Source organism: Pontivivens marinum (genome assembly GCF_900231835.1).
Taxonomy (GTDB): Bacteria; Pseudomonadota; Alphaproteobacteria; order Rhodobacterales; family Rhodobacteraceae; genus Pontivivens; species Pontivivens marinum.
In genome coordinates, this window is sequence record NZ_OCTN01000001.1 from 547,397 (window position 1) to 570,936 (window position 23,540).

General features: G+C 58.5%; 26 protein-coding genes. 13 read left to right on the top strand and 13 right to left on the bottom strand.

The features are described 5' to 3' along the window. The first annotated feature begins 28 nt into the window (after positions 1 to 28). Both CR254_RS02740 and CR254_RS02745 read left to right on the top strand, forming a co-directional pair. The gene (locus CR254_RS02740; protein WP_097928268.1) at positions 29 to 1,897 is read left to right on the top strand and encodes an OmpA family protein; all 1,869 of its coding nucleotides are present in this window, start codon (positions 29 to 31) and stop codon (positions 1,895 to 1,897) included. Then, positions 1,894 to 2,235 carry a hypothetical protein gene (locus tag CR254_RS02745; RefSeq protein WP_097928269.1) on the top strand — a complete coding sequence of 114 codons (342 nt, stop codon included), beginning with the start codon at positions 1,894 to 1,896 and terminating at the stop codon, positions 2,233 to 2,235. Before CR254_RS02740 ends, CR254_RS02745 begins: the two co-directional genes overlap by 4 nt. On the opposite strand, the gene moaE is transcribed toward CR254_RS02745, so the two are convergent. The 7 genes from moaE to CR254_RS02785 all read right to left on the bottom strand — a co-directional run bounded on the left by moaE (position 2,226) and on the right by CR254_RS02785 (position 8,686). Further along, on the bottom strand, positions 2,226 to 2,681 hold the full coding sequence (moaE, locus tag CR254_RS02750; protein WP_097928270.1) for a molybdopterin synthase catalytic subunit MoaE: 456 nt from the start codon (positions 2,679 to 2,681) through the stop codon (positions 2,226 to 2,228). The genes CR254_RS02745 and moaE overlap by 10 nt on opposite strands. Then, entirely contained in the window at positions 2,681 to 2,926 is a 246-nt protein-coding gene (gene moaD, locus CR254_RS02755; RefSeq protein ID WP_097928271.1) for a molybdopterin converting factor subunit 1, read from the bottom strand. Before moaD ends, moaE begins: the two co-directional genes overlap by 1 nt. Further along, positions 2,923 to 3,582, bottom strand: a complete 660-nt coding sequence (gene pgsA, locus CR254_RS02760; RefSeq protein ID WP_097928874.1) for a CDP-diacylglycerol--glycerol-3-phosphate 3-phosphatidyltransferase — start codon at positions 3,580 to 3,582, stop codon at positions 2,923 to 2,925. The genes moaD and pgsA overlap by 4 nt, the downstream gene beginning before the upstream one ends. Before the next feature lie 108 nt (positions 3,583 to 3,690). After that, positions 3,691 to 5,598 (bottom strand): excinuclease ABC subunit UvrC, encoded by a 1,908-nt coding sequence (gene uvrC / locus CR254_RS02765; protein WP_097928272.1) that lies wholly within the window; start codon positions 5,596 to 5,598, stop codon positions 3,691 to 3,693. A gap of 297 nt (positions 5,599 to 5,895) precedes the next feature. After that, the gene (locus CR254_RS02770) at positions 5,896 to 6,681 is read right to left on the bottom strand and encodes an SDR family oxidoreductase (RefSeq protein ID WP_097928273.1); all 786 of its coding nucleotides are present in this window, start codon (positions 6,679 to 6,681) and stop codon (positions 5,896 to 5,898) included. Between the two features lie 11 nt (positions 6,682 to 6,692). Then, positions 6,693 to 7,649: a calcium/sodium antiporter gene (locus CR254_RS02775; protein WP_097928274.1), complete on the bottom strand. Its 957-nt coding sequence runs from the start codon at positions 7,647 to 7,649 to the stop codon at positions 6,693 to 6,695. A gap of 254 nt (positions 7,650 to 7,903) precedes the next feature. Continuing rightward, entirely contained in the window at positions 7,904 to 8,686 is a 783-nt protein-coding gene (locus CR254_RS02785) for a S49 family peptidase (RefSeq protein ID WP_245851356.1), read from the bottom strand. A gap of 130 nt (positions 8,687 to 8,816) precedes the next feature. Between CR254_RS02785 and CR254_RS02790 the strand changes: the two genes are divergently transcribed. The 3 genes from CR254_RS02790 to CR254_RS02800 are packed head-to-tail and all read left to right on the top strand — an operon-like array spanning position 8,817 to position 10,623. After that, positions 8,817 to 9,035 (top strand): YdcH family protein, encoded by a 219-nt coding sequence (locus CR254_RS02790; protein ID WP_097928277.1) that lies wholly within the window; start codon positions 8,817 to 8,819, stop codon positions 9,033 to 9,035. A 51-nt stretch (positions 9,036 to 9,086) separates the two neighbouring features. After that, positions 9,087 to 9,572, top strand: coding sequence for a 5-(carboxyamino)imidazole ribonucleotide mutase (gene purE, locus CR254_RS02795; protein ID WP_097928278.1), 486 nt, complete (start codon positions 9,087 to 9,089; stop codon positions 9,570 to 9,572). Next, positions 9,565 to 10,623 (top strand): 5-(carboxyamino)imidazole ribonucleotide synthase, encoded by a 1,059-nt coding sequence (locus CR254_RS02800; protein WP_097928279.1) that lies wholly within the window; start codon positions 9,565 to 9,567, stop codon positions 10,621 to 10,623. The genes purE and CR254_RS02800 overlap by 8 nt, the downstream gene beginning before the upstream one ends. On the opposite strand, the gene CR254_RS02805 is transcribed toward CR254_RS02800, so the two are convergent. Beyond that, a complete protein-coding gene (locus tag CR254_RS02805) occupies positions 10,604 to 11,314 on the bottom strand; it encodes an alpha/beta hydrolase (RefSeq protein WP_245851359.1) in 711 nt (236 codons plus the stop codon). The two genes, CR254_RS02800 and CR254_RS02805, sit on opposite strands and share 20 nt — an antisense overlap. A gap of 95 nt (positions 11,315 to 11,409) precedes the next feature. Here CR254_RS02805 and CR254_RS02810 point away from each other — a divergent pair, with 95 nt between their 5' ends. After that, positions 11,410 to 11,862 (top strand): NUDIX domain-containing protein, encoded by a 453-nt coding sequence (locus tag CR254_RS02810; protein ID WP_097928281.1) that lies wholly within the window; start codon positions 11,410 to 11,412, stop codon positions 11,860 to 11,862. Here the strand turns inward: CR254_RS02810 and CR254_RS02815 are convergent. From CR254_RS02815 to CR254_RS02825, 3 genes are all read right to left on the bottom strand, one after another. Next, complete coding sequence (locus tag CR254_RS02815; RefSeq protein WP_097928282.1) at positions 11,859 to 12,197, bottom strand: DUF2853 family protein; 339 nt, start codon at positions 12,195 to 12,197, stop codon at positions 11,859 to 11,861. The two genes, CR254_RS02810 and CR254_RS02815, sit on opposite strands and share 4 nt — an antisense overlap. A 72-nt stretch (positions 12,198 to 12,269) precedes the next feature. Then, positions 12,270 to 13,094, bottom strand: a complete 825-nt coding sequence (locus CR254_RS02820; RefSeq protein WP_245851360.1) for a DMT family transporter — start codon at positions 13,092 to 13,094, stop codon at positions 12,270 to 12,272. A gap of 192 nt (positions 13,095 to 13,286) precedes the next feature. Then, positions 13,287 to 13,646, bottom strand: coding sequence for a helix-turn-helix domain-containing protein (locus CR254_RS02825; RefSeq protein ID WP_145996692.1), 360 nt, complete (start codon positions 13,644 to 13,646; stop codon positions 13,287 to 13,289). 246 nt (positions 13,647 to 13,892) lie between these two features. On the opposite strand from CR254_RS02825, the gene CR254_RS02830 reads away from it, so the two are divergent. Continuing rightward, positions 13,893 to 14,276: a lecithin retinol acyltransferase family protein gene (locus CR254_RS02830; RefSeq protein WP_342744462.1), complete on the top strand. Its 384-nt coding sequence runs from the start codon at positions 13,893 to 13,895 to the stop codon at positions 14,274 to 14,276. 201 nt (positions 14,277 to 14,477) lie between these two features. On the opposite strand, the gene groL is transcribed toward CR254_RS02830, so the two are convergent. After that, positions 14,478 to 16,121, bottom strand: a complete 1,644-nt coding sequence (gene groL / locus CR254_RS02835; RefSeq protein ID WP_097928286.1) for a chaperonin GroEL — start codon at positions 16,119 to 16,121, stop codon at positions 14,478 to 14,480. A gap of 43 nt (positions 16,122 to 16,164) precedes the next feature. Further along, a complete protein-coding gene (locus tag CR254_RS02840) occupies positions 16,165 to 16,452 on the bottom strand; it encodes a co-chaperone GroES (protein ID WP_097928287.1) in 288 nt (95 codons plus the stop codon). Positions 16,453 to 16,674: 222 nt separating this feature from the next. On the opposite strand from CR254_RS02840, the gene CR254_RS02845 reads away from it, so the two are divergent. The 6 genes from CR254_RS02845 to CR254_RS02870 all read left to right on the top strand — a co-directional run bounded on the left by CR254_RS02845 (position 16,675) and on the right by CR254_RS02870 (position 23,376). Beyond that, on the top strand, positions 16,675 to 17,673 hold the full coding sequence (locus CR254_RS02845) for a TraB/GumN family protein (RefSeq protein WP_097928288.1): 999 nt from the start codon (positions 16,675 to 16,677) through the stop codon (positions 17,671 to 17,673). After that, positions 17,670 to 18,554: a TIGR01459 family HAD-type hydrolase gene (locus CR254_RS02850; protein WP_097928289.1), complete on the top strand. Its 885-nt coding sequence runs from the start codon at positions 17,670 to 17,672 to the stop codon at positions 18,552 to 18,554. The genes CR254_RS02845 and CR254_RS02850 overlap by 4 nt, the downstream gene beginning before the upstream one ends. Positions 18,555 to 18,598: 44 nt before the next feature. Then, on the top strand, positions 18,599 to 20,383 hold the full coding sequence (gene ade / locus CR254_RS02855) for an adenine deaminase (protein WP_097928290.1): 1,785 nt from the start codon (positions 18,599 to 18,601) through the stop codon (positions 20,381 to 20,383). Positions 20,384 to 20,533: 150 nt separating this feature from the next. Next, on the top strand, positions 20,534 to 22,024 hold the full coding sequence (locus CR254_RS02860; protein ID WP_097928291.1) for an AMP nucleosidase: 1,491 nt from the start codon (positions 20,534 to 20,536) through the stop codon (positions 22,022 to 22,024). Positions 22,025 to 22,166: 142 nt separating this feature from the next. Further along, positions 22,167 to 22,457, top strand: coding sequence for an HU family DNA-binding protein (locus CR254_RS02865; RefSeq protein WP_097928292.1), 291 nt, complete (start codon positions 22,167 to 22,169; stop codon positions 22,455 to 22,457). Positions 22,458 to 22,620: 163 nt separating this feature from the next. Continuing rightward, positions 22,621 to 23,376, top strand: coding sequence for a helix-turn-helix transcriptional regulator (locus tag CR254_RS02870; protein WP_097928293.1), 756 nt, complete (start codon positions 22,621 to 22,623; stop codon positions 23,374 to 23,376). The last annotated feature ends 164 nt before the right edge of the window (positions 23,377 to 23,540 follow it).

Here is a 23,540-nt window from a genome sequence, read left to right on the forward strand (position 1 = left end):
GGGCATCGCGGCAATCACTGGAGTTCGCATGAAGGTCATCGCAATCATCGTCGCCCTAGCGGGATTTGGCGCATCAGGCGTCGGGGCTTGGCATCTGGCCCGGATCGGCGCGGATGAGTTTGAGGGCCAAACCCAGCGCACCGTTGGCACCGCCCTGTCCGCCGCAGGGCAGGATTGGGTCACCGCCACCGCCGACGGGTTTAACGTAACCCTGACTGGCAATGCCCCCAGCGAGGCCGCACGCTTTCGCGCGCTGGAGGTAGCCGAGGCCGTGATGCGCCGCGAGCATATCACAGATCAGATCGTGCTGAGCGATGCCGCGATTGCTGTGCCTGATCCGCTATCCTTTGACATTTTGCTCGCGCCTGACCTCGTCACCCTGCTGGGCAGCACGCCCGCGACGCTGACCGATGCCTTGCCCCAAATGGCCGAGGTTTTCGACCGCCGCGTCGTTGACCTGACCCGCGTGGTTGAGACGGAACCACAGGCCGATTGGCAGCAAACCATGGCGCTGCTTGGCACAATCGCCCCACAAATCGCGACGGGCCGCATCATGGTCACTGACGGCACAGTGTCGATTGAGGCAGCTCTGCCCGATGCCGAGATCCGCCAACAATTGCTGGCAGAAATCGCCGCGGCAACGCCCGCTGGGCAGGAGATGGCCCTATCGCTCAGCGCGCCGCGCATGACGTTGAGCCCGTACCCCTTTGACCTATCCGTACAGGACGGCGCATTCCAACTGGGTGCCTGCGCAGCAGAGTCCGAGGAAGATAGCAACACCATCACCCGCCAAGTCGCCGCCACCAGCGGGCAGAACGATCTGGAATGCTCTGTCGCGCTGGGGGCACCAGATGCGGATTGGACCCACACGGTTCAGCTCTCCATAGAAATGCTCAACGAACTATCCGACGCTGCTATCTCCATTCGCGACCGCGTTGTCGCGTTGAGCATCCCTGATGATCTGGAGCAGGCTCGGCTGGACACAGTCACCGGACAGTTTGAAACCGATCTGCCCGATGGATATTCCCTGCGCGTCATCACGATCACGCCAGAGGTCGCGCCGGACAGCATCATCACGCCACCACGGGATATGACGCTGACAATCGCACCGGATCGACTTAGCGCGGTTGGAGCAGTGACCGGCGAGGCAGGTGTTGAAACCATGCTGAGCTATGCCGAATCCGAATTCCCCGGGCGTGAGCTGAGCCTAGACCTGATCGCCGACCTGCCCGGCACAGCCCCACCGCTGGCCGATGCGCTGGCGCTGGTCGATGTGCTGGCCATGCTGGACACGGGCACCATCCGCATCGACGTTGGCAGTGTGAATATTACGGGCCGTGGCGCCGGAAACGGCTTGGCCGATAATATTACCGCCATTCTTGAGGAACGCCTGTCCGGTGACCGAACCATCATGGTCAAGGTTGAGGAATACGAGCTGGAACAAGCCGCTACGGCGGTCACGCTTGAGGTACTGCACAAAACACTGGCCGAATGTCAGCAGCAGGTAACGGCGGTTCAGGCCGTGGACCGCATCATATTTGCGCCATCCTCTGCCACGCTGGAAATTGCGTCCGCGCCGCCGCTAGACGCCATCGCACGCATTCTGGCCACTTGCCCTGACCTGAACGTCACGGTTGAGGCCTATACCGATAGCAGCGGTGGTGAGGAAATGAACCAGACCATCTCGCAACGCCGCGCCGATAGTGTGCTGGATGCATTGCTGGCGCGGGGTGTCTTTCTGGACCGGATGACCGCCACCGGATATGGTGAGGCATCGCCGATTGCTGATAACGGCACCGCCGAGGGGCGCGAGGCAAATCGCCGTATCGAATTCACCCTGACAGAGGCCCCCGCCGCTGATGAAACCACTCCCGTAGAAGAGGATGAGGCCCAATGACCCGCTCCGATCTGGTGATCGCTATGACTGTCGCACTTGTCGGGGCGGTCCTGCTGGGCTGGGTCCTGCGCTGGATCTATAGCGGTCTGGCCCGTGCGGGCACAGCAATGGTCGAAACCGTAGACAGCATGACCGCCCGCCTGACACAGGCCGAGGAAGGCCAAGCCGCCATCGCCGCACAACTGGCCGCCACCGACCAATCGCTACGATCGCAATTGCGCGAAAAGCAGGCGGAACTCGACGCCGCCATGGATGGCCTCCGCACGGCACGGCAGCAAAATTCGGAATGGCAGGCCGCCTATGAGGCAGAAAAGGCCCGCGCTGACTCTCAGCCCTGATCCCAGCGCGCCTGCGCTGCATCATCCGCATCCCGTGCATCAACCCAGCGCGCACCATCGGGCGTCGTTTCCTTTTTCCAAAAGGGCGCGCGGGTTTTCAGGAAATCCATCATATATTCTGCTGCCTCGAACGCGGCACCGCGATGGGGCGAAGCAGCCGCGACCAGCACAATCTGATCACCGGGCAACAGCGGGCCATAGCGATGCACAATCCGCGCCGCCTGTAGGGGCCAGCGGGCTGATGCCTCCGCCGCGATCTGCTCCAATGCCTGTTCGGTCATGCCGGGCCAGTGTTCCAGCTCCATCGCGCTGACCGCCTGCGCGCCGCCCATGTCACGCACGAGGCCGGTAAAGGTCACAACAGCGCCAATATCGGTACGATCCTGCGTCAGCGCGGCAATTTCCGCCCCGACATCAAAATCCTCTGTCTGAACAGAAACGCTCATCACCCGCCCGTCATCGGTGGGAAGAAGGCAACCTCGCTCGCGCCAACCAGCGATGCCGAAATATCGGTCATGGTTTGATCCACAGCGACCCGAACAGCGGACATGTCGGCAAAGGCAACGGCATAGCGTTCCTCGCGCGCGCTTAACTCCGCGACGAGGTCTGCAACGGTGGCGGCCTGTGTTTCGACCTGCTCAGTGTTCAGGCCGATCCGTTCGCGCAGCCATGCGAAATAAAGCACCTTCATTTCGCGTCCTCCAGATAGGGCATCGCCTTACGGAAATAATCCAAACCGGACAGAACCGTCAGTAGCGCCGCGATCCACAGCAGGATCAGGCCCAACAGCAGCACAAAATCACCGGCGAGGTATAGCGGCACCAACCCGACAGTATCCGCCACCTCGCCCTGCAAAATTGCGTCATGCAATGCAGGCTCCAGTGTGAAGGCGAGGCTTTGATATTCCGCGCCAAAGGCACCTGCCCCCAGCAGCGTGGCGATTGCGACCATCTGCACCGTGGTTTTCCACTTTGCCAGCTTGGTCACATCCAGCTTCACGTTGCCCAGAAATTCGCGCAGGCCGGAAACCAGAACCTCACGCAGCAGGATGAATGCTGCGGGCACGGCATAGAACCAATTGAACCCCAGAAACCCGAACAGCACCGATAGCGCGATAATCACCATCGCCTTATCCGCGATGGGGTCCAGCATTTTGCCAAAGGCAGTACCCATATTATACCGGCGGGCAATCCAGCCATCGACGAAATCGGTCAAGGCCGCGCCGACAAACAGGATCAGGGCTGCCCAATCCGCCAGCGGGCGGGGCAGTGCGAGAAAGACAATCGCGATCAGCGGGGCGCAAAGCACCCGCAGCACGGTCAGAATATTTGGTATGGTCCAGCGCATATATCCCATTTAGCCGCTGCATAGCGCGGGCGATAGAGAGAGTTGCGCAAAAACTATGGTTTCCCACATATTCGTAGCCGCCACACCTCAATCACCGACACCGGGCCGCTAGCCACCCGTGTTGAAAAAGCCGTAGATTTGCTCGGCCAATTGATCCGATATTCCGTCCACCGCCTTTAGATCCGCCAGCCCTGCCCGCGTGACCGCCTTGGCCGAGCCGAAATGCGCCAGCAGAGCACGTTTGCGCGCCGCGCCCACACCGGGGATTTCGTCCAGCGGGGTTGCGGTGGTCGCCTTTGCCCGCTTGGCCCTGTGGGTGCCAATGGCAAAGCGATGCGCCTCATCCCGCAGGCGTTGCGTGAAATACAAAACGGGATCGCGGAATGGCAGGGCCTTGGGCGGCATGCCGAGGCGATAGAACACCTCCTTACCGGCATCGCGTTCTGTCCCCTTGGCCACGCCGATGATGTCCACGCCCTCAACCCCCAGCTCGGCCAAGGCTGCCTCAGCCGCGCTGACCTGTCCCATGCCACCATCGATCAGAACCAGATCGGGCCATTGATCGGATTTGCGGTCGGGGTCTTCCTTCATCAGGCGGGCGAAACGGCGGTCCAGCACCTCGTTCATCATGCCGAAATCGTCGCCGGGGGTGATGCCCTCACCCTTGATATTATACTTACGGTAGCTCGATTTCAGGAACCCCTCAGGCCCCGCGCAGATCATTGCGCCGATGGCATGTGCGCCCTGAATGTGGGAGTTATCGTAAACCTCGATGCGCTGCGGTGGCGCGTCCAGATCGAATGCCTCGGCCAAACCGGCCAGCAGCTTGCCCTGCGTTGCGGTTTCGCTCATCCGGCGGCCCAGGCTTTCGCGGGCGTTGCTTACCGCCTGCTCAACCAGCATCTTCTTCTCACCCCGTTGCGGCACGCCGATCACGACCTTGCGGCCCAGCTTCAGGCTCAGTGCCTCACGCATCAGGTCGGCATTCTCGATCTCATGGCTCATCAGGATCATGCGGGCGGGATCCTTGGTCGAATAGAACTGGCCCATAAAGCTCTCAAGGATTTCCGCCGCGGATTCGGCCCCCCCCGTGCGCGGATAATAGGCCCGGTTGCCCCAGTTCTGATGCGCACGGAAAAAGAAGACCTGCACGCAGGCCTGCCCGTTCGTCTCGTACAATCCGATCACGTCCGCCTCGGCCACGGTATCGGGGTTGATACCCTGCGTGGACTGCACATTGGTCATGGCACGGATACGGTCGCGCAGGGCGGCTGCACGCTCGAACTCCATCGCGGCGGAAGCCTCTGCCATTTCTTTGGCCAACTGCGTCTGTACGCGGGTAGAGCGGCCCTGAAGGTATTTCACCGCATCATCGACCAGCGCGCCGTACTCCTCCTCGCTCACCTTACCAACGCAAGGGGCGGAGCACCGCTTGATCTGATGCAGCAGACAGGGACGGGTCCGGCTCTCAAACATCGAGTCGGTGCAATTGCGCAGCAGAAATGCCTTTTGCAGCGTGTTCAGCGTGGCATTCACCGATCCGGCAGAGGCGAAGGGCCCGAAATAGGTGCCCTTGCGCGCCTTGGCTCCACGATGCTTGGTGATTTGCGGATAGCCGTGATCGTCTGTCACGAGGATATTGGGGAAGCTCTTATCGTCGCGCAGCAGCACGTTGTAACGCGGTTTGAGCTGCTTGATCAGGTTCTGCTCCAACAGCAGCGCCTCTGTCTCCGTCTCCGTGCGCAGAAACATCATTGAGGCGGTGTTGGCGATCATCCGGCCAATGCGTGCTGACTGCCCGACCAGCTTGGTATAATTCGCCACCCGCTTGCGCAGCGAACGCGCCTTGCCGACATAGAGCACCTCACCCTTTGCATCCAACATCCGGTACACGCCGGGCGCGTCGGGCAGGGTTTTCACATGGTCGCTGATAACCTCGACACCCGGGCGCACATCATCCTGCGCGGTCCGTGCGCGACCCTCCTCGTCAAAGCTGTGCTGATTGTTGTGTGCCATTTGTGCAGTTTCGTGATTCTCGTTTGGCCTGCAATGCGGCCTGGATGCGTACAAGGGGAAAGCTGTCCACCATTCCTGTGGATAAACCTGAGGACACCTGTGTGTGAACTTACCATAGCCCTTGTAAATAAGGGCCTCTCTCAATTTGCCTATTTTTTAATCAGCATTTTAAGTTGCTGTTTTTGAACGATAAATTATTACATACAAGGTAGATCATTGAAATTCCACGATGAATCATAACAGTCCAACGACAGATATATGACGCGTGGACAATTCGACTCAGACGAATCGTAAAGGTCACTCCACCCCCTGCACATCCGGTGTTTTCCATGCAAGATGCTGACCACCATCCATGCATAAAAGCTGGCCAGTAAATCCATCCACAGACAGCATGAACCGCAGCGCCGCGACGATCTCCTGCGGGTCCGAGCCCCGGTTTAGAATCGTTGCCGCGCGCTGATTGTCCCAATGCGCGTCAGATTGCCGGGTGCCCTGCATGGTTGGCCCGGGACCGATTGCATTGACCCGCACATGCGGCGCTAATCCCTGCGCCGCTGTTTGCGTCAGGGTCCACAGCGCGGATTTCGCGATGGTATAGGTGGTGAATTCCGGCGTTAGCTTTCGCACCCGCATATCGCACATATTCACAACGGCGGCCTGAGCGACCGGCTCACCGTTACTGTCCGCAACGGCCTCAGGGGCCTGCGCGGCGAAGGCTTGGGTCAACTGAAACGGCGCCCGCACATTCGAGCCGACATGCCGTTCCCAGCTTTCCATCGTGGCGGTGGCGAAGTTGTCATATTCAAAGATAGAGGCATTGTTGATCAGCAGCGTTAGCGGCTGCCCCAATGCAGAAGATGCGCGCGCGACCAAGCTTGCCGTCGCATCCACATCCAGCAGGTCCGCCTGCACGGTCACGGCAGTACCGCCAGCGGCCGAAATCTCCTCAGCCAAGGCGTTCGCCTGTTCATCACTGGAATTATAGTGGATCGCAACGGCCCAGCCATCCTGCGCCAGCGCAAGAGACATCGCACGTCCCAACCTTTGCGCGCCGCCGGTGACAAGTGCATATCCCGGTTTCATGGCGCGTCTCCTTAGTGGGTATTACTTATCAACATCAGATAGGCGACATATAGTGCGACAAAGATGATGCCCCAAATGCGGGTTACGTTGAACCAGCCGAACACGAACGGCACCAACAGCAACGATGTGCCCAACATCACCCACAAATCGAACGAGAGGAAGCCCTCAGGCACCTCCAGCGGACCAAAGAACGAGGCGACACCCATAATTGCCAGCAGGTTAAACAGGTTCGACCCGATCACGTTGCCCAGAACCACATCGGCCTGTTTGCGCAATGTCGCCATAACCGTGGTGGCCAGTTCTGGCAGAGATGTGCCGATAGCAACCAATGTCAGGCCGATCACGGCCTCGGACACGCCCAGCTTGATCGCGATAGCCTGCGCACCGGTAATCAGCAAATGCGCGCCCAGCGGCAAACCGAACAAACCTACCAGCAGAAATCCGGTAATCTTCAGGCCGGGCATGTCCGGCTCTGCATCCTCCAGATCAGCCAAATCATCCACAGGGCCACTACATGCGCTGCGGGCCGCGCGGGCAGAACGGTATGCATCCAACAGCACCACCGCCAATGCGACCAGCATGACAATGCCGTGCCAACTGTCCAGCGGCCCAACGAAACACAGCCCGATAAACAGTAATGAGGCGATAATCATCTGCGCGAAACTGCGGCGGGTATCACATTCGCGCGTGCGGATCGTGGCCAGCAATGCCGGCAGGCCGATCACCAACAGAACATTCGCGATATTCGAACCGACAACGTTGCCATAGGCAATGCCCGGCAGATCGTCCAAGGCGGACTGGATCGCGATCAGCAATTCCGGCGCTGAGGTGCCGAATGCAACAATGGTCAATGAAACAACGAGAGCAGGTATGCCAAGGCGTAAGGATAGAGCCACCGCACCACGAACCAGAAGATCGCCAGCAATGACCAGCAGAACAAGCCCGCTCGCCGTTAAGATCAAATTCATACCGCCTCCATCACACCGAACCTCCGGCATGGTCGTGTGGCACATAGGTATTCGATGCCCTGCGACAATATGGCCAAGACAATTATGAGCAGTTTATTGTGACTTTCCGCACGGACAGCTCTTACCTATGACATGTCCGCCACAGTCGCGGCATACACGGCGACGTTTCCCGATGCCCAGCAGGCTCAGCTTTCCGAACATGCCAAGGATGGCGATGAAGGCGAGGAATAGAACGACAATCTTTACAATCACGCCTACAACCCCCAGCGCTGCCACTGGCCGCGCTCCTCAACAGCGGCGAGCAGGTCGCTGACGCCCGGTGCGCCCAGACGCGACAAAAGCGGTCGGCGCGGGCTGCTGACACGGAACGCGACATCCTTGCCAAAGACTTCCTTCATCTTGGGCACCAGATGCGCAACACCGTCGATCAGGCCGACCTCCTGCGCACGTGCACCGACCCAGACCTCACCGGTGAACAGATCACGATCAGCCAAGCGCGCACCGCGACGGCCCTTGACCTGCGCAATGAAGTTATCGTGGATATCGCGCTGCAATGATTTCAGCCGTTCGATATCCTCCGCCCGTTCGGGGCGGAACGGGTCAAGCATCGATTTATCCTCACCTGCGGTATAAACGCGCCGCTCAATCCCGTGGCGGGCGATCAACTCCTGAAAACCGAAACTGGCCGAAATGACGCCGATAGACCCGATGATCGAGTTATCATCCGCAAAAATCTCATCCCCAGCTGTGGCCAACCAATATCCACCGGATGCGGCAACATCCTCGCAAAAGGCATAGACGGGAACATCCTTTTCCGCCGCCAATCTGCGGATGCGCGCCGCGATCAACGCGGATTGCGCTGGCGAGCCACCGGGCGAATTGATGGACAGGGCAACCGCGCTCAACCGCTTGGACGCGAATGCCCGCTCGATCAATTGCGCTGTTCCGACATCGGAAAGCGTTCGCCCCCCGATACCACCACCGGTCCCGATTGCACCGTGCAAGCGTATGACCGCCACAACGGGCTTTCTTTTCATACGCTTTCGAAAAAGTTGAACGAGTTTCATGCGACTCATGTAAGCAGACATTGCGCGACAACAACAGGCAGCCATTGCGCCGAAGGTCAGTAATGTTAGATTCAAATCTCAATATCGCAAAGGGTGGCACATGCGTGACATGACCAAAATGGACCGCGAGGGCGTCCTGCGTGTTCGCCTCGACGTTTTCCTGCGCGAACACCGCGATCTGGATGAGGCAATCGCCGCATTGGATCAGTCAGGCCGCGCCGATATGTTGACCCTGCGGCGGCTGAAGAAACAAAAACTCGCGCTCAAGGATCAGATCGCCCGGATCGAGGATGACCTGACCCCTGATATCATCGCTTGAGTTTACGGGCCGCGCGCCTATGGTGCGCCCTCATCTTTTGCGGAGGTGGCAATGCAGCCGAAAGTCGGGATCATCATGGGCAGCCAATCGGACTGGCCTACGATGAAAGCAGCAGCAGATATACTGGATGAATTAGGCATCGCCTATGAGGCCAAAATCGTGAGCGCACATCGCACGCCGGATCGGCTGTGGGATTATGGGCGCGCCGCGGCTGGACGGGGCCTAAAGGCGATTATCGCCGGTGCTGGCGGTGCCGCGCACTTGCCTGGTATGATGGCATCCAAAACCCGCGTGCCCGTGATCGGCATTCCGGTGCAGACAAAGGCGCTGTCAGGCGTCGATAGCCTGTATTCCATCGTGCAAATGCCCAAGGGCTTTCCCGTTGCCACCATGGCCATCGGCATTGCAGGGGCGGCAAATGGCGGTCTGATGGCCGCCGCGATCCTAGCGAACGAAGATCCCGCATTGGCTGAGCGTCTGGACGCATGGCGCGCGGCCCTTTCCGCATCAATTCCGGATGAACCAGTTGATGAATGATGCGCTGAAACCCGGATCGACCATTGGTATCCTTGGCGGCGGACAACTGGGGCGCATGCTGGCACTGGCCGCTGCACCGCTGGGCCTGCGGGTTCATATCTTTGAACCGGGCGCAAATTGCCCCGCCGCGCAGGTCGCGGATACCTGCACGACCGCCGCATATGAGGATGAAGCCGCCCTGCGTGCCTTTGCCTCGACCTGCGATGTTGTCACTTACGAGTTTGAGAACGTGCCCACCGCTGCGCTCGACCTGATCGAGAGCCTCGTGCCGATCCGCCCGAACCGCCGCGCGTTGGCCGTTTCGCAGGACAGGATCACCGAGAAGGAATTCCTGCAAGGTATCGGCCTGAACGTCGCGCCCTTTGCGGCGGTTGACGATGCGACCTCGCTGAAAGCTGCTGTTGACCAGCTCGGCACACCCTCGATCCTGAAAACCCGTCGCTTTGGCTATGATGGTAAGGGGCAGGCCCGCATCACCGACGCCACCCTGCCCGAGGTTACCGCCCCCAGCGTGCTGGAGGGCTTTGTTGAATTTACCGCCGAGATCTCCGTCATTGGTGCGCGCGGGCTGGACGGCGCGACGGTCTGCTTTGACCCCGGTCAAAACGTGCATTGCGACGGCATCCTGCACACCACCACGGTTCCCGCACCCGTATCACGCGGGTTGCAAACGGATGCTGTGTTGATCGCGGGTCGCATCCTGAACGCGCTCGACTATGTCGGCGTCATGGGGGTGGAATTGTTCGTGACCCAGCAGGGCCTGATCGTGAACGAGATCGCGCCACGGGTGCATAATTCCGGCCACTGGACACAGGATGCATGCCTGACCGACCAGTTCGCACAGCATATCCGCGCCGTGGCAGGGTGGCCGCTGGGCGATGGACAGCGCCATTCCGATGCTGAAATGCTGAACCTGATCGGCGCAGATGCCGATAGCTGGGCCGATTACGCAGCCGAGGCTGGCAGCGCCCTGCATCTATATGGCAAAACCGAAAGCCGTGCCGGACGCAAGATGGGCCACGTAAACCGGATTACTGCGCGGGCGCGGTAACGATTTCTTCGAGCGCATCTGTAAGCCCCAGATCGCGCTCGAACTGACCCGTGCGCAAGAATGCCAGAACCTCCGCAATCACAACGGGGTCGTTCATCATAAAGGTATGGGTGACGGGCAAAACGATCATATCCGTCATCCCCTCAACCCGTGTTTCCGCGACCGAAACCTTACCATCATCGGGACCGTCGATCAGCGCGGATGTCACGACATTCATCGTGCGATCACCCGCGATAACCCCGACCTCGAACCGCACGGGGCCAAGCTGGCTTGGCACAGATGCAGCATCCGTTCCCAACTGCGCGCCTGCCTGCCCATTGATCCAGTTGAACACCGGCAAGTCGCGCAATTGATCCACCAGCTCCGCACCCTGATTGGGCGGTGCCAACATCACAACCCGTCCCAAACCCGCAATCGTGCTGTCCGACAGATATTGCCGCAGCACAATTCCGCCCATGGAATGGGTCACAAAATGTACCGGCTGTTCCCCTTGACAGGCCTGCACGCCATCGGGAACCGCATCGCGGGCCAGTTCATCTATCCGCCCCTGCTTGGACGGGTAGGTGTGGTTGACGACGCTATACCCCTCACGCGAGAGGACCGTTTCCATAACGATCAACGACGCATCGGTACGGGCCAAGCCATGCAGCAGCACAACGCAATCCGCGAGCGCCACACCGGGAAGCAACATAAATATCAGGGCAAATCTAAACATGAGACTAAGATAGGCCGCTTTTCGTGTTTGCAATCACTTGCCTGAAAACTTCTTTCGCGCATCATGCGGCAATGACAGACCGCTCCCCCCGACTAGCCGTGCGCGCCGTGATTGTAGAACAAGATCGCCTGTTTTTGGTGAATGCCTACCCCGGCAATCAATCCGATCTATGGTGCTGCCCCGGTGGCGGTGTGGAGCGGCACGCAAGCATCCCCGACAACCTGATCCGCGAAGTGTTCGAGGAAACCGGCATGCGCATCGCCGTTGGGCGACTGCTGGCAGTCTCGGAATTTCATGCGCCCGCCAAAGATTACCATCAGGTGGATTTATTCTATCGCTGCACGATTGCCGACGGCTTTCCCGACGAGAACTGGCGCGATGCGGAGGGCGTGGTTAACCGCTGGCGCTGGGTCACACAGCAGGAATATGTCGGGCTGCGCGTAAAGCCCGACACGGTCGCTGAGATGGCATTCGGCCCCGATGGCCCAGTGATTTACGACCCACTGGAGCCCATCGTGGATTAAGCGAACACGCCCTCTTTGCCCTGCTGCTTTGTGATGATGTAGTACAAAACCGCGCGATATTTGTTGGTGTTTGAGCGGCCATAGGTATCGACGGCTTTCTCAACCGCTGCTTTGGCAGCAGCCTCATCGGTAATACCCAGCTTTTTCGTGCAGAAGTTATTCTGAACCGTCAGCATCTCACCCTCGGATGTTGCTGAAACGGTACTGCTATCGGCATTATAGATGGACGGACCGCAGGCGATGGTCACTGCTGTCAGCAAGCTTTCATCAACGTCCATGCCGATTTTCTCTAGAGCAGCGGTGTATTTCTCGATCAGTTCTTGGCGTTTCGACATGGCAATGGTCCTCTCATCCCTACAGGCGCGGGCCAGTCGCCCGTCATGCGGAATCGTGCCAGTCGCGATCGCTTAGGGCAACTTTTTTCGCGATTTACTAAGGCCGAGGGCGATGCCGCCTAGGATTAGAATGGCCGATAGCGCAAAGGTTAGGTCGGGGGGCTCGGCCAAGAAAATCATGCCACCGGCCAGTGCGATTAGGGGGACGGACAGTTGAGCAAGTGCGGCGACGGTGGCGTCTAGGCGTGGCAGGACCGAATACCAGAGCGCGTAGCCAATGCCGGAGGAGATTGCGCCCGAAGCCACCGCCATGATTATGCCATTCATTTCAGGTGTTTGGCCGGGGAAAAACAGCCATGTCAGCAGGCCCAGCGGGGCGGCAAACAGGAAGTTCCCGGCGGTGGCGCGGGTGGGGTCGGCGCCTTTTGCTCCGATCAGGGAGTACAGGCCCCATGCGACGCCGGACAGGGCCATCAAAACGGCGGCCCAAAGGGGGGGGGAATCGGCACCCGGAGCGCCTAGAACGGCGAGACCCAGGACGCCGAAAAGTGAGCCTATCCAACGCCTTGCGCTAGGCTGCTGCCCCTTGATAACTGCGCCGGCGAACATGGTGATCTGGACGGCTCCGAACAGGATCAACGCGCCTAGTCCGGTGGGGATGGCGATATAGGCGAAGGATAGCATTACGGCGTAGAGGTATAGGGATGCGGCGCCGCTGGGTGAGGCGGCGGACCATGGCTTATATCCTTGAAATCCAACGATTATTGCGAGCATTGCGGCACCCGCAGCGAGGCGGATTGCGGTGAATGCGGCAGGGGAAATCCCGCCCTCGACCAGACCGGCGCGGGTCAGGACCGAGTTCGCAGCGAAGAAAATCAGGACGAGGCAGATGGTCATAAAAAGGCGCATGGGGCCTTGTGTCAGATCGAGGGAAAATAGCTAGTCACAACGTGGTTATCCACAGGCTGCAAAACGGCTGCTTTGTGGCTGCTATCGGTATGCGTAGGATTTTGGTCGGGTATTGGCCAACAGCGTAGCGCCGAACACCTTGAACACCGGATCGACAGGGCACCCCACACGTCCGTTTTTCTAGTTTAACCTAGTAAGAAGAAATGCCAGCGCCGCACCCGCAATGAATGCACCGGTGTTTGAATCTCCGGCCTTCAATTCCTCCTTAGACACCACATTAACATCTTCTTTTTTCTCCAGTGCCTCTGCCATTTTGTCGGCTTGTGATGTGAGATTCCCGATCGACCAGTTTAGCACGCGACAAGCAGAGCGCAGATCTTCGATCTGAAAGTGCGCCTGCCCACGAGCGATCCGCGACCAAGTTCCTGTCGCAATACCAGATCTCCTAAAAAAATCCTGCTGCGTCAGCCCTCGCTCTTCGAGACGCTGAGATATGAGCGTGCAGATAATCATTGAGTATGTTGCGTTGCCGCTTGACAAAATGCGCTCCAATATCCAATTTAAATTTCAATATCCAATTTGGATATTTGAACCAATGTAGAGTAAACCTAAAATGGGGACCTAAACGCCCCAAATCAAGCATAAACGCCGCTCAGGCCCCAATTGAAAGAAAAATGAATGCAAGTGACACCCCCACTAAAGCCCGGTCAAGTAATTATCACAAGCTGCGGAAATTATACACATTTCTCAATCGTAAGCAGCGCTCGATGTATCAATGGAAACCTTATGCTAATATCTGCGAGCGATACGTCCATGACAGTCACTGAAGAGCCCTATCACAATGTCGTTCGCGGGCGCCCGACCTGCCTTGCTCCGCAACAGTCCTCCTTGCCCACCAACACCATCTTGAAGCGTGCTCGCTCCAAGTTGGGTAAATGGCAATACCAGCTTCTTAGTGCCAATTGTGAACATTTCACAAACTGGGCAACGGGACTGAATGTATCGTCGCGGCAAGTGAAAAGCACACTGTCCGGGGCGGCTATTGCTGGCGTTGCAACTGCGGTATTTGTGAAGGAACCAAGCTTCAAAATGTTGCTAACGATGACAGTGATCGGCGGGCTTACTGGATTGGCCGCAGCCCAACTGCCTATAAAGGCGATTCAACAGTGACCACACGCAAGCCCACCCTAGGACGATTAGAAGATGGTCCTTGAGTTGACTGCCAACACAGCAATGAAGCTTTCATAGCCACAGTTCAGCCATAAGGCGACATACCAGCGATCAAGGTCGTGATGGCAACAATAAAAGGGCCGTAGTTTCCACTACGGCCCTTCTTAGGTTCGCTAGAAGTAAAACCCACTAGTGGGTGGCTTACATCATGCCGCCCATGCCGCCCATGTCGGGCATGCCGCCGGCTGGTGCGCCGCCGTCTTTCGATGGTTTGTCGGCTACCATAGCTTCTGTCGTGATCAGCAGGGACGCGATGGATGCTGCGTCCTCGAGCGCGGTGCGCACGACTTTTGCAGGATCGATCACGCCGAAGGAGAACAGGTCGCCGTACTCTTCGGTTTGTGCGTTGAAGCCGAAGGTCTTGTCTTCGCTCTCACGTACTTTGCCTGCAACGACTGCGCCGTCGACGCCTGCGTTTTCAGCGATCTGGCGCAGAGGTGCCTCGAGCGCTTTACGCACGATTGCGATGCCTGCGGTTTGATCGGAGTTTGCACCCTCGAAGCCGAACAGCGATTTGCCGGCCTGAACCAGAGCAACACCACCACCAACGACAACGCCCTCTTGGACGGCGGCGCGGGTTGCGTTCAGGGCGTCGTCGACGCGGTCCTTACGCTCTTTCACTTCGATTTCGGTGGAGCCACCAACGCGGATAACGGCAACGCCGCCAGCCAGTTTGGCCAGACGCTCTTGCAGCTTCTCACGGTCATAGTCCGAAGTGGTCTCTTCGATCTGCTGTTTGATCTGGGCAACGCGTGCCTCGATCTCAGCCTTGTCGCCGTGACCGTCAACGATGGTTGTCTCATCCTTGGTGATGGAAACGCGCTTGGCCGAGCCGAGCATGTCCATCGTTACGGATTCGAGCTTCATGCCGAGGTCTTCGGAGATCACCTGACCACCGGTCAGAACTGCGATATCCTGAAGCATTGCCTTACGACGATCGCCGAAGCCAGGTGCCTTAACAGCAGCGATTTTCAGGCCGCCGCGCAGCTTGTTCACAACCAGGGTTGCGAGAGCTTCGCCGTCTACGTCCTCAGCGATGATCAGCAGAGGCTTTTGCGACTGGATGACCTGCTCGAGCAGGGGAACCATTGGCTGAAGCGACGAGAGTTTCTTCTCGTGCAGCAGAACGATAGCGTCCTCCAGCTCGGTGATCATCTTGTCAGGGTTGGTGACGAAGTAAGGGGAGAGGTAGCCGCGGTCGAACTGCATGCCCTCAACAACTTCGGTCTCGGTCTCGAGGCCCTTGTTCTCCTCGACGGTGATGACACCCTCGTTGCCGACGCGCTGCATGGCGTCTGCGATCTGGCGGCCGATTTCAGCTTCGCCGTTCGCGGAGATGGTGCCGACCTGTGCGACTTCGTCCGTGTCGTTGACAGGGCGAGCCATTGCGCGGATCTGCTCGACAACCTTGGCGGTTGCCATGTCGATGCCACGCTTGAGGTCCATCGGGTTCATGCCGGCAGCAACGGACTTTGCGCCTTCTTTGACGATGGCCTGAGCCAGAACCGTCGCAGTGGTGGTGCCGTCGCCTGCTTCGTCGTTGGTACGCGAAGCGACTTCCTTGACCATCTGTGCGCCCATGTTCTCGAACTTGTCCTCAAGCTCGATCTCTTTGGCAACAGATACACCGTCCTTCGTGATGCGCGGGGCGCCGAAGGATTTGTCCAGAACCACGTTGCGGCCCTTTGGACCCAGCGTGACCTTAACAGCGTCGGCCAGGATGTTGACGCCCTTGAGCATCTTGTTCCGGGCGTCGGTGCCGAATTTTACGTCTTTAGCAGCCATGTTTTAGCTCCTTGGATGTGCGTTGAAAGGGAGAGGCGTCAGCTCAGGCCAGCAGGCCGAGGATGTCGCTCTCTTTCATGATCAGCAGGTCTTCGCCGTCGATCTTGATCTCTGTGCCGGACCATTTGCCGAACAGGACCTTGTCGCCAGCCTTGACGTCCATCGCGATGCGCGCGCCGGATTCGTCACGTGCGCCTGCGCCGGCGGCGATGACTTCGCCCTCTGCTGGCTTTTCCTTGGCGGAATCAGGAATGATCAGGCCGCCCTTGGTTTTCTCGTCGCTTTCGATGCGGCGGACCAGCACACGGTCATGCAGCGGTGTAAAATCCATGAGTCTCTCCTACAAAAAAGGCTCAGTTGCGTTTACGGGTGGATGGGTCTTAGCACTCACCACCCCGGAGTGCTAACAGCGGATTTAGGCAACCCCATGTAACCTGTCAACCGGAGGAGCGGATGGATACGCACAGACTTTTTCATCCAAGTCATGTGATCGCATCAATTGCGCGCTATTTAAGGTAGAACGCCCCAGTACATTTATGGAGAGCATCCCCACATGCAACACGCCTTCGCCTCATTTCTGATCGGCATGACCGCCGCCCTGCCCCTGTTTGCGCAATGCGCCCCTGCGGATTTGCGCACAGAACTGACCGAGGCAGAGCGCGCCACGATCCAGCGTGAGGTTGCAGATGTACCCTATGGTATCGGGCGTGCCTTTACCGCCGTGCGCGGTGATGAGGAGCTGTTTTTGTTTGGCACATTGCACAGTGCCGAGGCTGGCCCCCTGCCCGCCCCACTGACCGATGCGCTGGCCAATGCCTCGCAGGTTTTTGTTGAGGTAACGATCGCGGAAAACGAGCGGCTGGCCCGTCAGATGCAGACCAATCCCGGCCTGATTATGAATATGGAAGGGGATGGCCTGCTGGAAACACTGTCCGCCAAGGAATGGAATGTACTGACCACCGCGTTTGAGCCTTATGGTATGCCAGCCGCCGCCGTGGACAGATTGCAGCCCTGGTTCGCCGGTATGATGCTGGCCCTACCCGCATGTGAGCTGATGAATCAGGCGCAGGGTGCGCAGGCCATTGATGCGCAGATCGAGCAGATTGCCAGCGGTCAGGGCAAACCCGTTCTGGGGCTGGAAACCGCGATGCAGGCAATCGACGCCTTGGCCAGTATGCCTGAGCCGGTGCAGATGGATTTCCTGCGCATCGGCATCAGCACCGCCGAGATTGCAGAGCCGTTATTCATGACCGTCGCGCAAATTTATGCCGAGGGCCGCATTGCGGAAGTTTACGCCCTGTCCAATGTATTTTCAGCCCGCGTTGCCCCGATGGATGAGGTTGAGACGATGAGCGAGGCCGTCTTTGACGCGCTGCTGGTGGGCCGCAACAATAACTGGATGCCCGCGATTTTGGACGCTGCGCAGAACGGACCAGCGGTAATTGCTGTAGGAGCTCTGCATTTGGGCGGCGAAGAGGGACTCTTACGCTTGCTGGAGGGCGAAGGTTTTGACATCACGCGCGTTAACCTGGACGGAGAAGTGAGCGAATGACCCAAATCATCGAGAACCTGTCGGAAATCTCCTCGCGCTATGACGCGGTGTTTTGCGATCTATGGGGATGCCTGCACAATGGCGTGCGCCCGTTCGAGGCCGCGGTCGCTGCTCTAGAGGCATTCCGCCAGACCGGTGGCACCGTTGTTTTGCTGACCAATTCGCCCCGCCCGCGCAGTGGCGTTATTGCGCAATTGGATGAGCTGGGTGTGTCGCGCGATTTGTATCAGGCGGTTGCGTCCTCGGGCGATGCGGCGATTGATGCGCTGGCCTCGGGCATGTTCGGCAAGAAGGTTTATCATATCGGCCCGGCGCGGGATGCCGGATTTTTCGCCGCTGTATCCGATGATGAGTTCTATGGCGGGCAGGATATTGAGCGTGTTGAGATGGAGGAGGCAGAGGGCATCGTGTGCACCGGCCTGTTCGACGACAATGTCGAAACCCCTGCTGATTACCGCGAAATCATCCTGTACGGCATGAATAAGGGGCTGAAAATGCTCTGCGCCAATCCCGACATCTTTGTCGATCGGGGTGAGCAGCGGATTTACTGCGCCGGTGCCATCGCACAGGCTTATCAGGAGGCAGGTGGCGATGCCCGCTATTTCGGTAAGCCCCACGCCCCCGTCTATCAACTGGCCCGGCGCCGGTTGGAGGAAGCCCGTGGCGAGGTTGTTTCCGATGACCGCATTCTGTGCATTGGCGACGGCATCAACACCGATATTGCAGGCGGCGTGGGCGAAAGCATCGATACGCTGTTCATCACTGGCGGTTTGGCGGCCGCTGAAACGGGCACAGTGACCCAGCCCGATCCGGCCAAGCTGGAACTGTTCCTGAAGGAACGCCAGCTTAGCCCGACAGCATCAATGGGCTTCCTGCGCTAGGCGCGGGCGGCTGACGACTTAGAACACACCAAGGAGAAGACCCAATGTTCCCAGCATGGCAGGACGTAGCCGCAAATCTGGTCGCCGTTGCAGCAGGCCGTGCGCCTGCCGATATGGTTGTGCGTGGGGGCATTTGGGTCAACGTCCACACGCGGGAGCTGTTGGCGGGGCATGACATCGCCATCAAGTCCGGCCGCTTTGCCTATTGCGGGCCGGATGCGTCCCATTGCATCGGGGATGAAACCGAAGTGATCGAGGCCGAGGGCCGCTATATGGTTCCGGGCCTGTGCGACGGCCACATGCATGTCGAAAGCGGCATGCTGACCGTCACCGAGTTTTCGCGTGCGGTCATCCCCCACGGCACGACCTCGATGTTTGTGGACCCGCATGAGGTGGCAAACGTGCTGGGCCTATACGGTGTGCGCCTGATGCATGATGAGGCACTGGCACAGCCGGTTAACGTCTTCGTCCAGATGCCCTCCTGCGCGCCATCGGCCCCCGGATTGGAGAATACCGGTGCCGAGCTGGGCCCAGCCGAGGTTGAAGAAGCCATGGCGTGGCCGAATATTGTTGGTCTGGGTGAGATGATGAACTTCCCCGGTGTCATCAACGGCTCGCAGGCCATGCTGGGTGAGATTGCAGCAACGCAGGCGGCGGGGAAAACTGTGGGCGGACATTATGCCTCGTCTGACCTGGGGCCGGCGTTCCATGCCTATGTTGCCGGTGGTCCTGCGGATGATCATGAGGGCACATCCGAGACGGATGCCATTGCGCGGGTCCGTCAGGGCATGCGCGCGATGATGCGTCTGGGGTCGGCGTGGTATGATGTGGAGGCGCAGGTGACCGCCGTGACGGAAAAGGGTCTGGACCCGCGGTCCTTCATCCTGTGCACCGATGATTGCCATTCCGGCACCTTGGTCAATGATGGCCACATGAACCGCGTTGTGCGCCATGCTATCGAGTGTGGTCTGGACCCTGTGATTGCCATTCAGATGGCCACGATCAACACCGCCACGCATTTCGGGATGGAGCGGGATATCGGCTCGATCACACCGGGGCGTCGGGCGGATATGATCCTGTCCTCGGACCTGCGCACTTTGCCGATTGAGGTGGTGATTTCACGGGGCAAGGTTGTCGCCCGCGACGGTAAAATCGTACCGCAGGAGGTGGACTTCACATGGCCAGATGACAGCCGTGCCACCGTGAACATGAAGCGCGACCTGAGCGCCGAGGATTTCGATATTCCGGCTGAGGGTGACGCCGTGCGCGCCCGCGTGATCGGTGTGGTTGAGAACCAAGCCCCGACCAAGGCGTTAGAGGCGGATCTGGGCGTTGAAAATGGCCTCGTCCAGATGGACCGTGCCAATGATGTTTGCCAGATCGCGCTGGTCGAACGGCATCGTGCGACAGGGGGCGTGACCAATGCCTTCGTTTCGGGATTTGGCTATGATTGCGATATGGCGATGGCGTCCACAGTGGCCCATGACAGCCACCACATGATCGTTGTCGGCACCTCGAAATCAGACATGGCGCTGGCCGCAAACCGACTGCGCGCTGTTGGTGGGGGTATCTGCCTGTTCAAGGATGGCGTCGAGGTTGCCATGGTTGAGCTGCCCATCGCGGGTCTGATGTCGGATGAGCCTGCCGCAACCGTCGCGGGCAAGGCGCAGGGCATGATGGACGCGATGCAGGACTGCGGTTGCACCCTGAACAACGCCTATATGCAGCATTCACTGTTGGCGCTGGTGGTGATCCCAGAATTGCGGATTTCGGATGTTGGCTTGGTCGATGTCACCCGGTTCGAGAAGGTGGATCTGTTTCTGGACTGAGCATCCCCCGCGCCTTGGCTAGGTATTCCGTAGGGATTTCCATTGTGCCTGAAAGATGATAGCCAAGGTTCGTATCCCGAACGGCGGGTCGCACCGCCGTTACAAAAATCAAATAGGCAGGCACTTAACCTGCAAAACGGAGATACACGAATGCGCGTACCCTACGCCCCAGCTGAAGCTGCCGTTCTGACCCCTGCCGCGCAGGGTGTGAAAACATTTGACGATCCTGCCTTGGCTGTCGCCCACATCATCGCCCTATATGACGAAGCGACGGAGTTTTTGCGCAGCCATTTCCGTGCGGTCATGCAGGGTGACGAGCCACAGGGTCGGTATCGTGCGTTTTACCCGCGGCTGGAAATGACCACGACCAGCTTTGCCTGGGTCGATAGCCGGTTGAGCTTTGGCCATGTTAGTGAGCCGGGAACCTATTCCGCGACCCTGACGCGCCCTGATCTGTTCCGCGATTACCTGACACAGCAGATCAAGCTGTTGATGCGCAACCATAACGTCCCTGTAAAGGTAAGCGTTTCCGACACACCGATCCCGCTGCATTTCGCATTGCCCGAGGGCGCGCATGTCGAGGGCAGCATCGAGGATCGTTTGGGCGGGCCGCTGCGCGATGTTTTCGACGTGCCAAATCTGGAAACCACAAATGATGACATCGTAAACGGCACGGCCGGACGTGATGCGCAGGGGCATCGGCCCTTGGCCGCGTTTACGGCACAGCGGGTCGATTATTCGCTGGCGCGACTGGCCCATTACACAGCGACCAGCCCTGCCCATTTCCAGAACCACGTCCTGTTCACCAATTACCAGTTCTACATGGATGAATTTGTCACATGGGCGCACAGTCAGATTGCTGATCCTGACAGCGGCTATGTTGCCTTTGTTCAGCCGGGCGGTGCGGTGACAACACGCGACGGCACGACAGGTACGCCTGCGGTCAAGATGCCTCAGATGCCGACCTTCCACCTGACACGGGCGGACGGGAACGGGATCACCATGGTCAATATCGGCGTCGGGCCGTCCAACGCCAAAACGATCACCGACCATATCGCCGTACTGCGCCCCCATGCGTGGCTGATGTTGGGCCACTGTGCCGGTTTGCGCCATTCGCAAAGTCTGGGCGATTACGTTCTCGCCCATGCCTATGTTCGCGAAGATCACGTGCTGGACGACGATCTACCGGTCTGGGTTCCCATCCCCGCGCTGGCCGAAATCCAGATCGCGCTGGAGCACGCAGTGGAAAGCGTGACGGGTCTAGAGGGATACGAGCTGAAGCGGATCATGCGCACCGGCACGGTTGTCACCATCGACAACCGCAACTGGGAGTTGCGCGACCAGTCCGGCCCCGTGCAGCGCCTGAGCCAAAGCCGCGCGGTTGCACTAGACATGGAATCCGCCACCATCGCCGCAAACGGGTTCCGGTTCCGTGTTCCATACGGAACTTTACTATGCGTTTCGGATAAACCGTTGCATGGTGAGTTGAAATTACCGGGCATGGCCACAGATTTCTACAAACGACAGGTGGCGCAACATTTGCAAATCGGAATTAGCGCGATGGAGGCCTTGCGCGAAATGCCACTTGAAAAACTACACTCTCGCAAATTGCGAAGTTTTGACGAAACGGCGTTCCTGTAAGTCTTTAAAGCGGCTTGGAACGCATCAAAGTCACTGAAAGTGAACGAAAACGATTGCGGCGAAGCGCCGCATGAGGTCATTATCAACGAACGCCGCACCCGCCGGATTAAGTTGAGCAAATTAAAAACGCACAGGGAAACCAATGACGCAAAAACCCATGACGAAAACACAACTGGTTGCAGCCCTCGCCGAGAGTACTGAAAGCGACAAAAAATCAGCTGGTGAGTTTCTCGATGCGCTGTCCGCGATCATCACCAGCGAAGTTGCCGCAGGCGGCGCCGTGACAATTCCCAATATCGGCAAGGTCTTCTGCCGTGATCGTCCCGAGCGGATGGTCCGCAACCCTGCCACCGGCGAGCAGATGCAAAAGGAAGCTGACCGCGCGGTAAAGGTAACTATTGCCAAGGCGCTCAAGGATTCTGTGAACGCCTGATCTGTTTGTTCATCAAACATCACTCATTTTAAATGGCCGCGCCCTACAGGACGCGGCCATTTTTTGATTTCGGGCTATTTAGTATAGCCGCCTAGGAAAGTAGCCGAACCTTCCGTAACGTCAGATAGTATAGCACTGCGATTCTGCGGGCGGAGACAGTCGGATGATCGGAACAGATCTATCTATCTTCATTGAGCAATGCGCGAGCATTCATAAACCGGTCGATTTATGGCAACTGGTGCTTGAATTTTCGCAGCGCAGCGATGTGTGTTCGCTGAACTATCAGCATTTCAGTACATTTGGCGGGGCACATGTGCAGATCATGACCTATGGCTATCCAGAGGGCTGGGCCAAGGAATACATCGAGAATGCGCGCCATCGCGATGATCCGATACCGGAATTGGCTGCGCAGTTGGACAAGCCTTTTCTGTGGTCACAGGTCGGCAGCCTGACCTCAATCACGGCGGAGCAGCAATCCTATCTGGAGGAATTGCGCCGCTGGCATGTGGGTGACGGGCTGGCAATACAGGTATACGGGCCCGGTTTGCGAAACGGTTATATCGGGCTGGGCTTTGCCGACGACGCAGCGCAGATTGATTCGAGAATCATCCTAGGGTTGCAATTGGCAGCACAGACCGCCCATCAGCGATACTGTGAGATGAGCCTGAACCACCGACGCCCCCGATATGATCTGTCAAAGCGGGAACGGGAGGTTCTGGCGTGGATCGCGCGGGGCAAAAGCAATGCGATGATTTCTGACATCCTCAACATTTCACCCCATACGGTGGATACGCATTTGCGGCGTGTTTATGACAAACTCGGGGTCACGGACCGAACGTCAGCTGCCATAATAGGATTGGGGTCAAACGTGATCCAATTGGACACGCAGGTCGTGCCGCTACGTCAGTCCCGATATTAACAAAACTAGCGTGATCACGCGATGGCCCTTCTTGGCGGGGGTCTATAGCAGACGCCATGCGGTCAAATCAGACCGTCACTCGTATGTGGATCGCCCGAACCGACACCTGCGCAATAGCGCTGTGTCCAGCAGGTTTTCGAAGAATGGCGTTCCGAGAATACGCA

Coding starts and splice junctions, on each gene's coding strand:
- CR254_RS02740 (WP_097928268.1), top strand. CDS start 29: ATGAAGGTCATCGCAATCATCGTCGCCCTAGCGGGATTTGGCGCATCA.
- CR254_RS02745 (WP_097928269.1), top strand. CDS start 1,894: ATGACCCGCTCCGATCTGGTGATCGCTATGACTGTCGCACTTGTCGGG.
- moaE (WP_097928270.1), bottom strand. CDS start 2,681: ATGAGCGTTTCTGTTCAGACAGAGGATTTTGATGTCGGGGCGGAAATT.
- moaD (WP_097928271.1), bottom strand. CDS start 2,926: ATGAAGGTGCTTTATTTCGCATGGCTGCGCGAACGGATCGGCCTGAAC.
- pgsA (WP_097928874.1), bottom strand. CDS start 3,582: ATGCGCTGGACCATACCAAATATTCTGACCGTGCTGCGGGTGCTTTGC.
- uvrC (WP_097928272.1), bottom strand. CDS start 5,598: ATGGCACACAACAATCAGCACAGCTTTGACGAGGAGGGTCGCGCACGG.
- CR254_RS02770 (WP_097928273.1), bottom strand. CDS start 6,681: ATGAAACCGGGATATGCACTTGTCACCGGCGGCGCGCAAAGGTTGGGA.
- CR254_RS02775 (WP_097928274.1), bottom strand. CDS start 7,649: ATGAATTTGATCTTAACGGCGAGCGGGCTTGTTCTGCTGGTCATTGCT.
- CR254_RS02785 (WP_245851356.1), bottom strand. CDS start 8,686: ATGAAAAGAAAGCCCGTTGTGGCGGTCATACGCTTGCACGGTGCAATC.
- CR254_RS02790 (WP_097928277.1), top strand. CDS start 8,817: ATGCGTGACATGACCAAAATGGACCGCGAGGGCGTCCTGCGTGTTCGC.
- purE (WP_097928278.1), top strand. CDS start 9,087: ATGCAGCCGAAAGTCGGGATCATCATGGGCAGCCAATCGGACTGGCCT.
- CR254_RS02800 (WP_097928279.1), top strand. CDS start 9,565: ATGAATGATGCGCTGAAACCCGGATCGACCATTGGTATCCTTGGCGGC.
- CR254_RS02805 (WP_245851359.1), bottom strand. CDS start 11,314: ATGTTGCTTCCCGGTGTGGCGCTCGCGGATTGCGTTGTGCTGCTGCAT.
- CR254_RS02810 (WP_097928281.1), top strand. CDS start 11,410: ATGACAGACCGCTCCCCCCGACTAGCCGTGCGCGCCGTGATTGTAGAA.
- CR254_RS02815 (WP_097928282.1), bottom strand. CDS start 12,197: ATGTCGAAACGCCAAGAACTGATCGAGAAATACACCGCTGCTCTAGAG.
- CR254_RS02820 (WP_245851360.1), bottom strand. CDS start 13,094: ATGACCATCTGCCTCGTCCTGATTTTCTTCGCTGCGAACTCGGTCCTG.
- CR254_RS02830 (WP_342744462.1), top strand. CDS start 13,893: ATGCTAATATCTGCGAGCGATACGTCCATGACAGTCACTGAAGAGCCC.
- groL (WP_097928286.1), bottom strand. CDS start 16,121: ATGGCTGCTAAAGACGTAAAATTCGGCACCGACGCCCGGAACAAGATG.
- CR254_RS02840 (WP_097928287.1), bottom strand. CDS start 16,452: ATGGATTTTACACCGCTGCATGACCGTGTGCTGGTCCGCCGCATCGAA.
- CR254_RS02845 (WP_097928288.1), top strand. CDS start 16,675: ATGCAACACGCCTTCGCCTCATTTCTGATCGGCATGACCGCCGCCCTG.
- CR254_RS02850 (WP_097928289.1), top strand. CDS start 17,670: ATGACCCAAATCATCGAGAACCTGTCGGAAATCTCCTCGCGCTATGAC.
- ade (WP_097928290.1), top strand. CDS start 18,599: ATGTTCCCAGCATGGCAGGACGTAGCCGCAAATCTGGTCGCCGTTGCA.
- CR254_RS02860 (WP_097928291.1), top strand. CDS start 20,534: ATGCGCGTACCCTACGCCCCAGCTGAAGCTGCCGTTCTGACCCCTGCC.
- CR254_RS02865 (WP_097928292.1), top strand. CDS start 22,167: ATGACGCAAAAACCCATGACGAAAACACAACTGGTTGCAGCCCTCGCC.
- CR254_RS02870 (WP_097928293.1), top strand. CDS start 22,621: ATGATCGGAACAGATCTATCTATCTTCATTGAGCAATGCGCGAGCATT.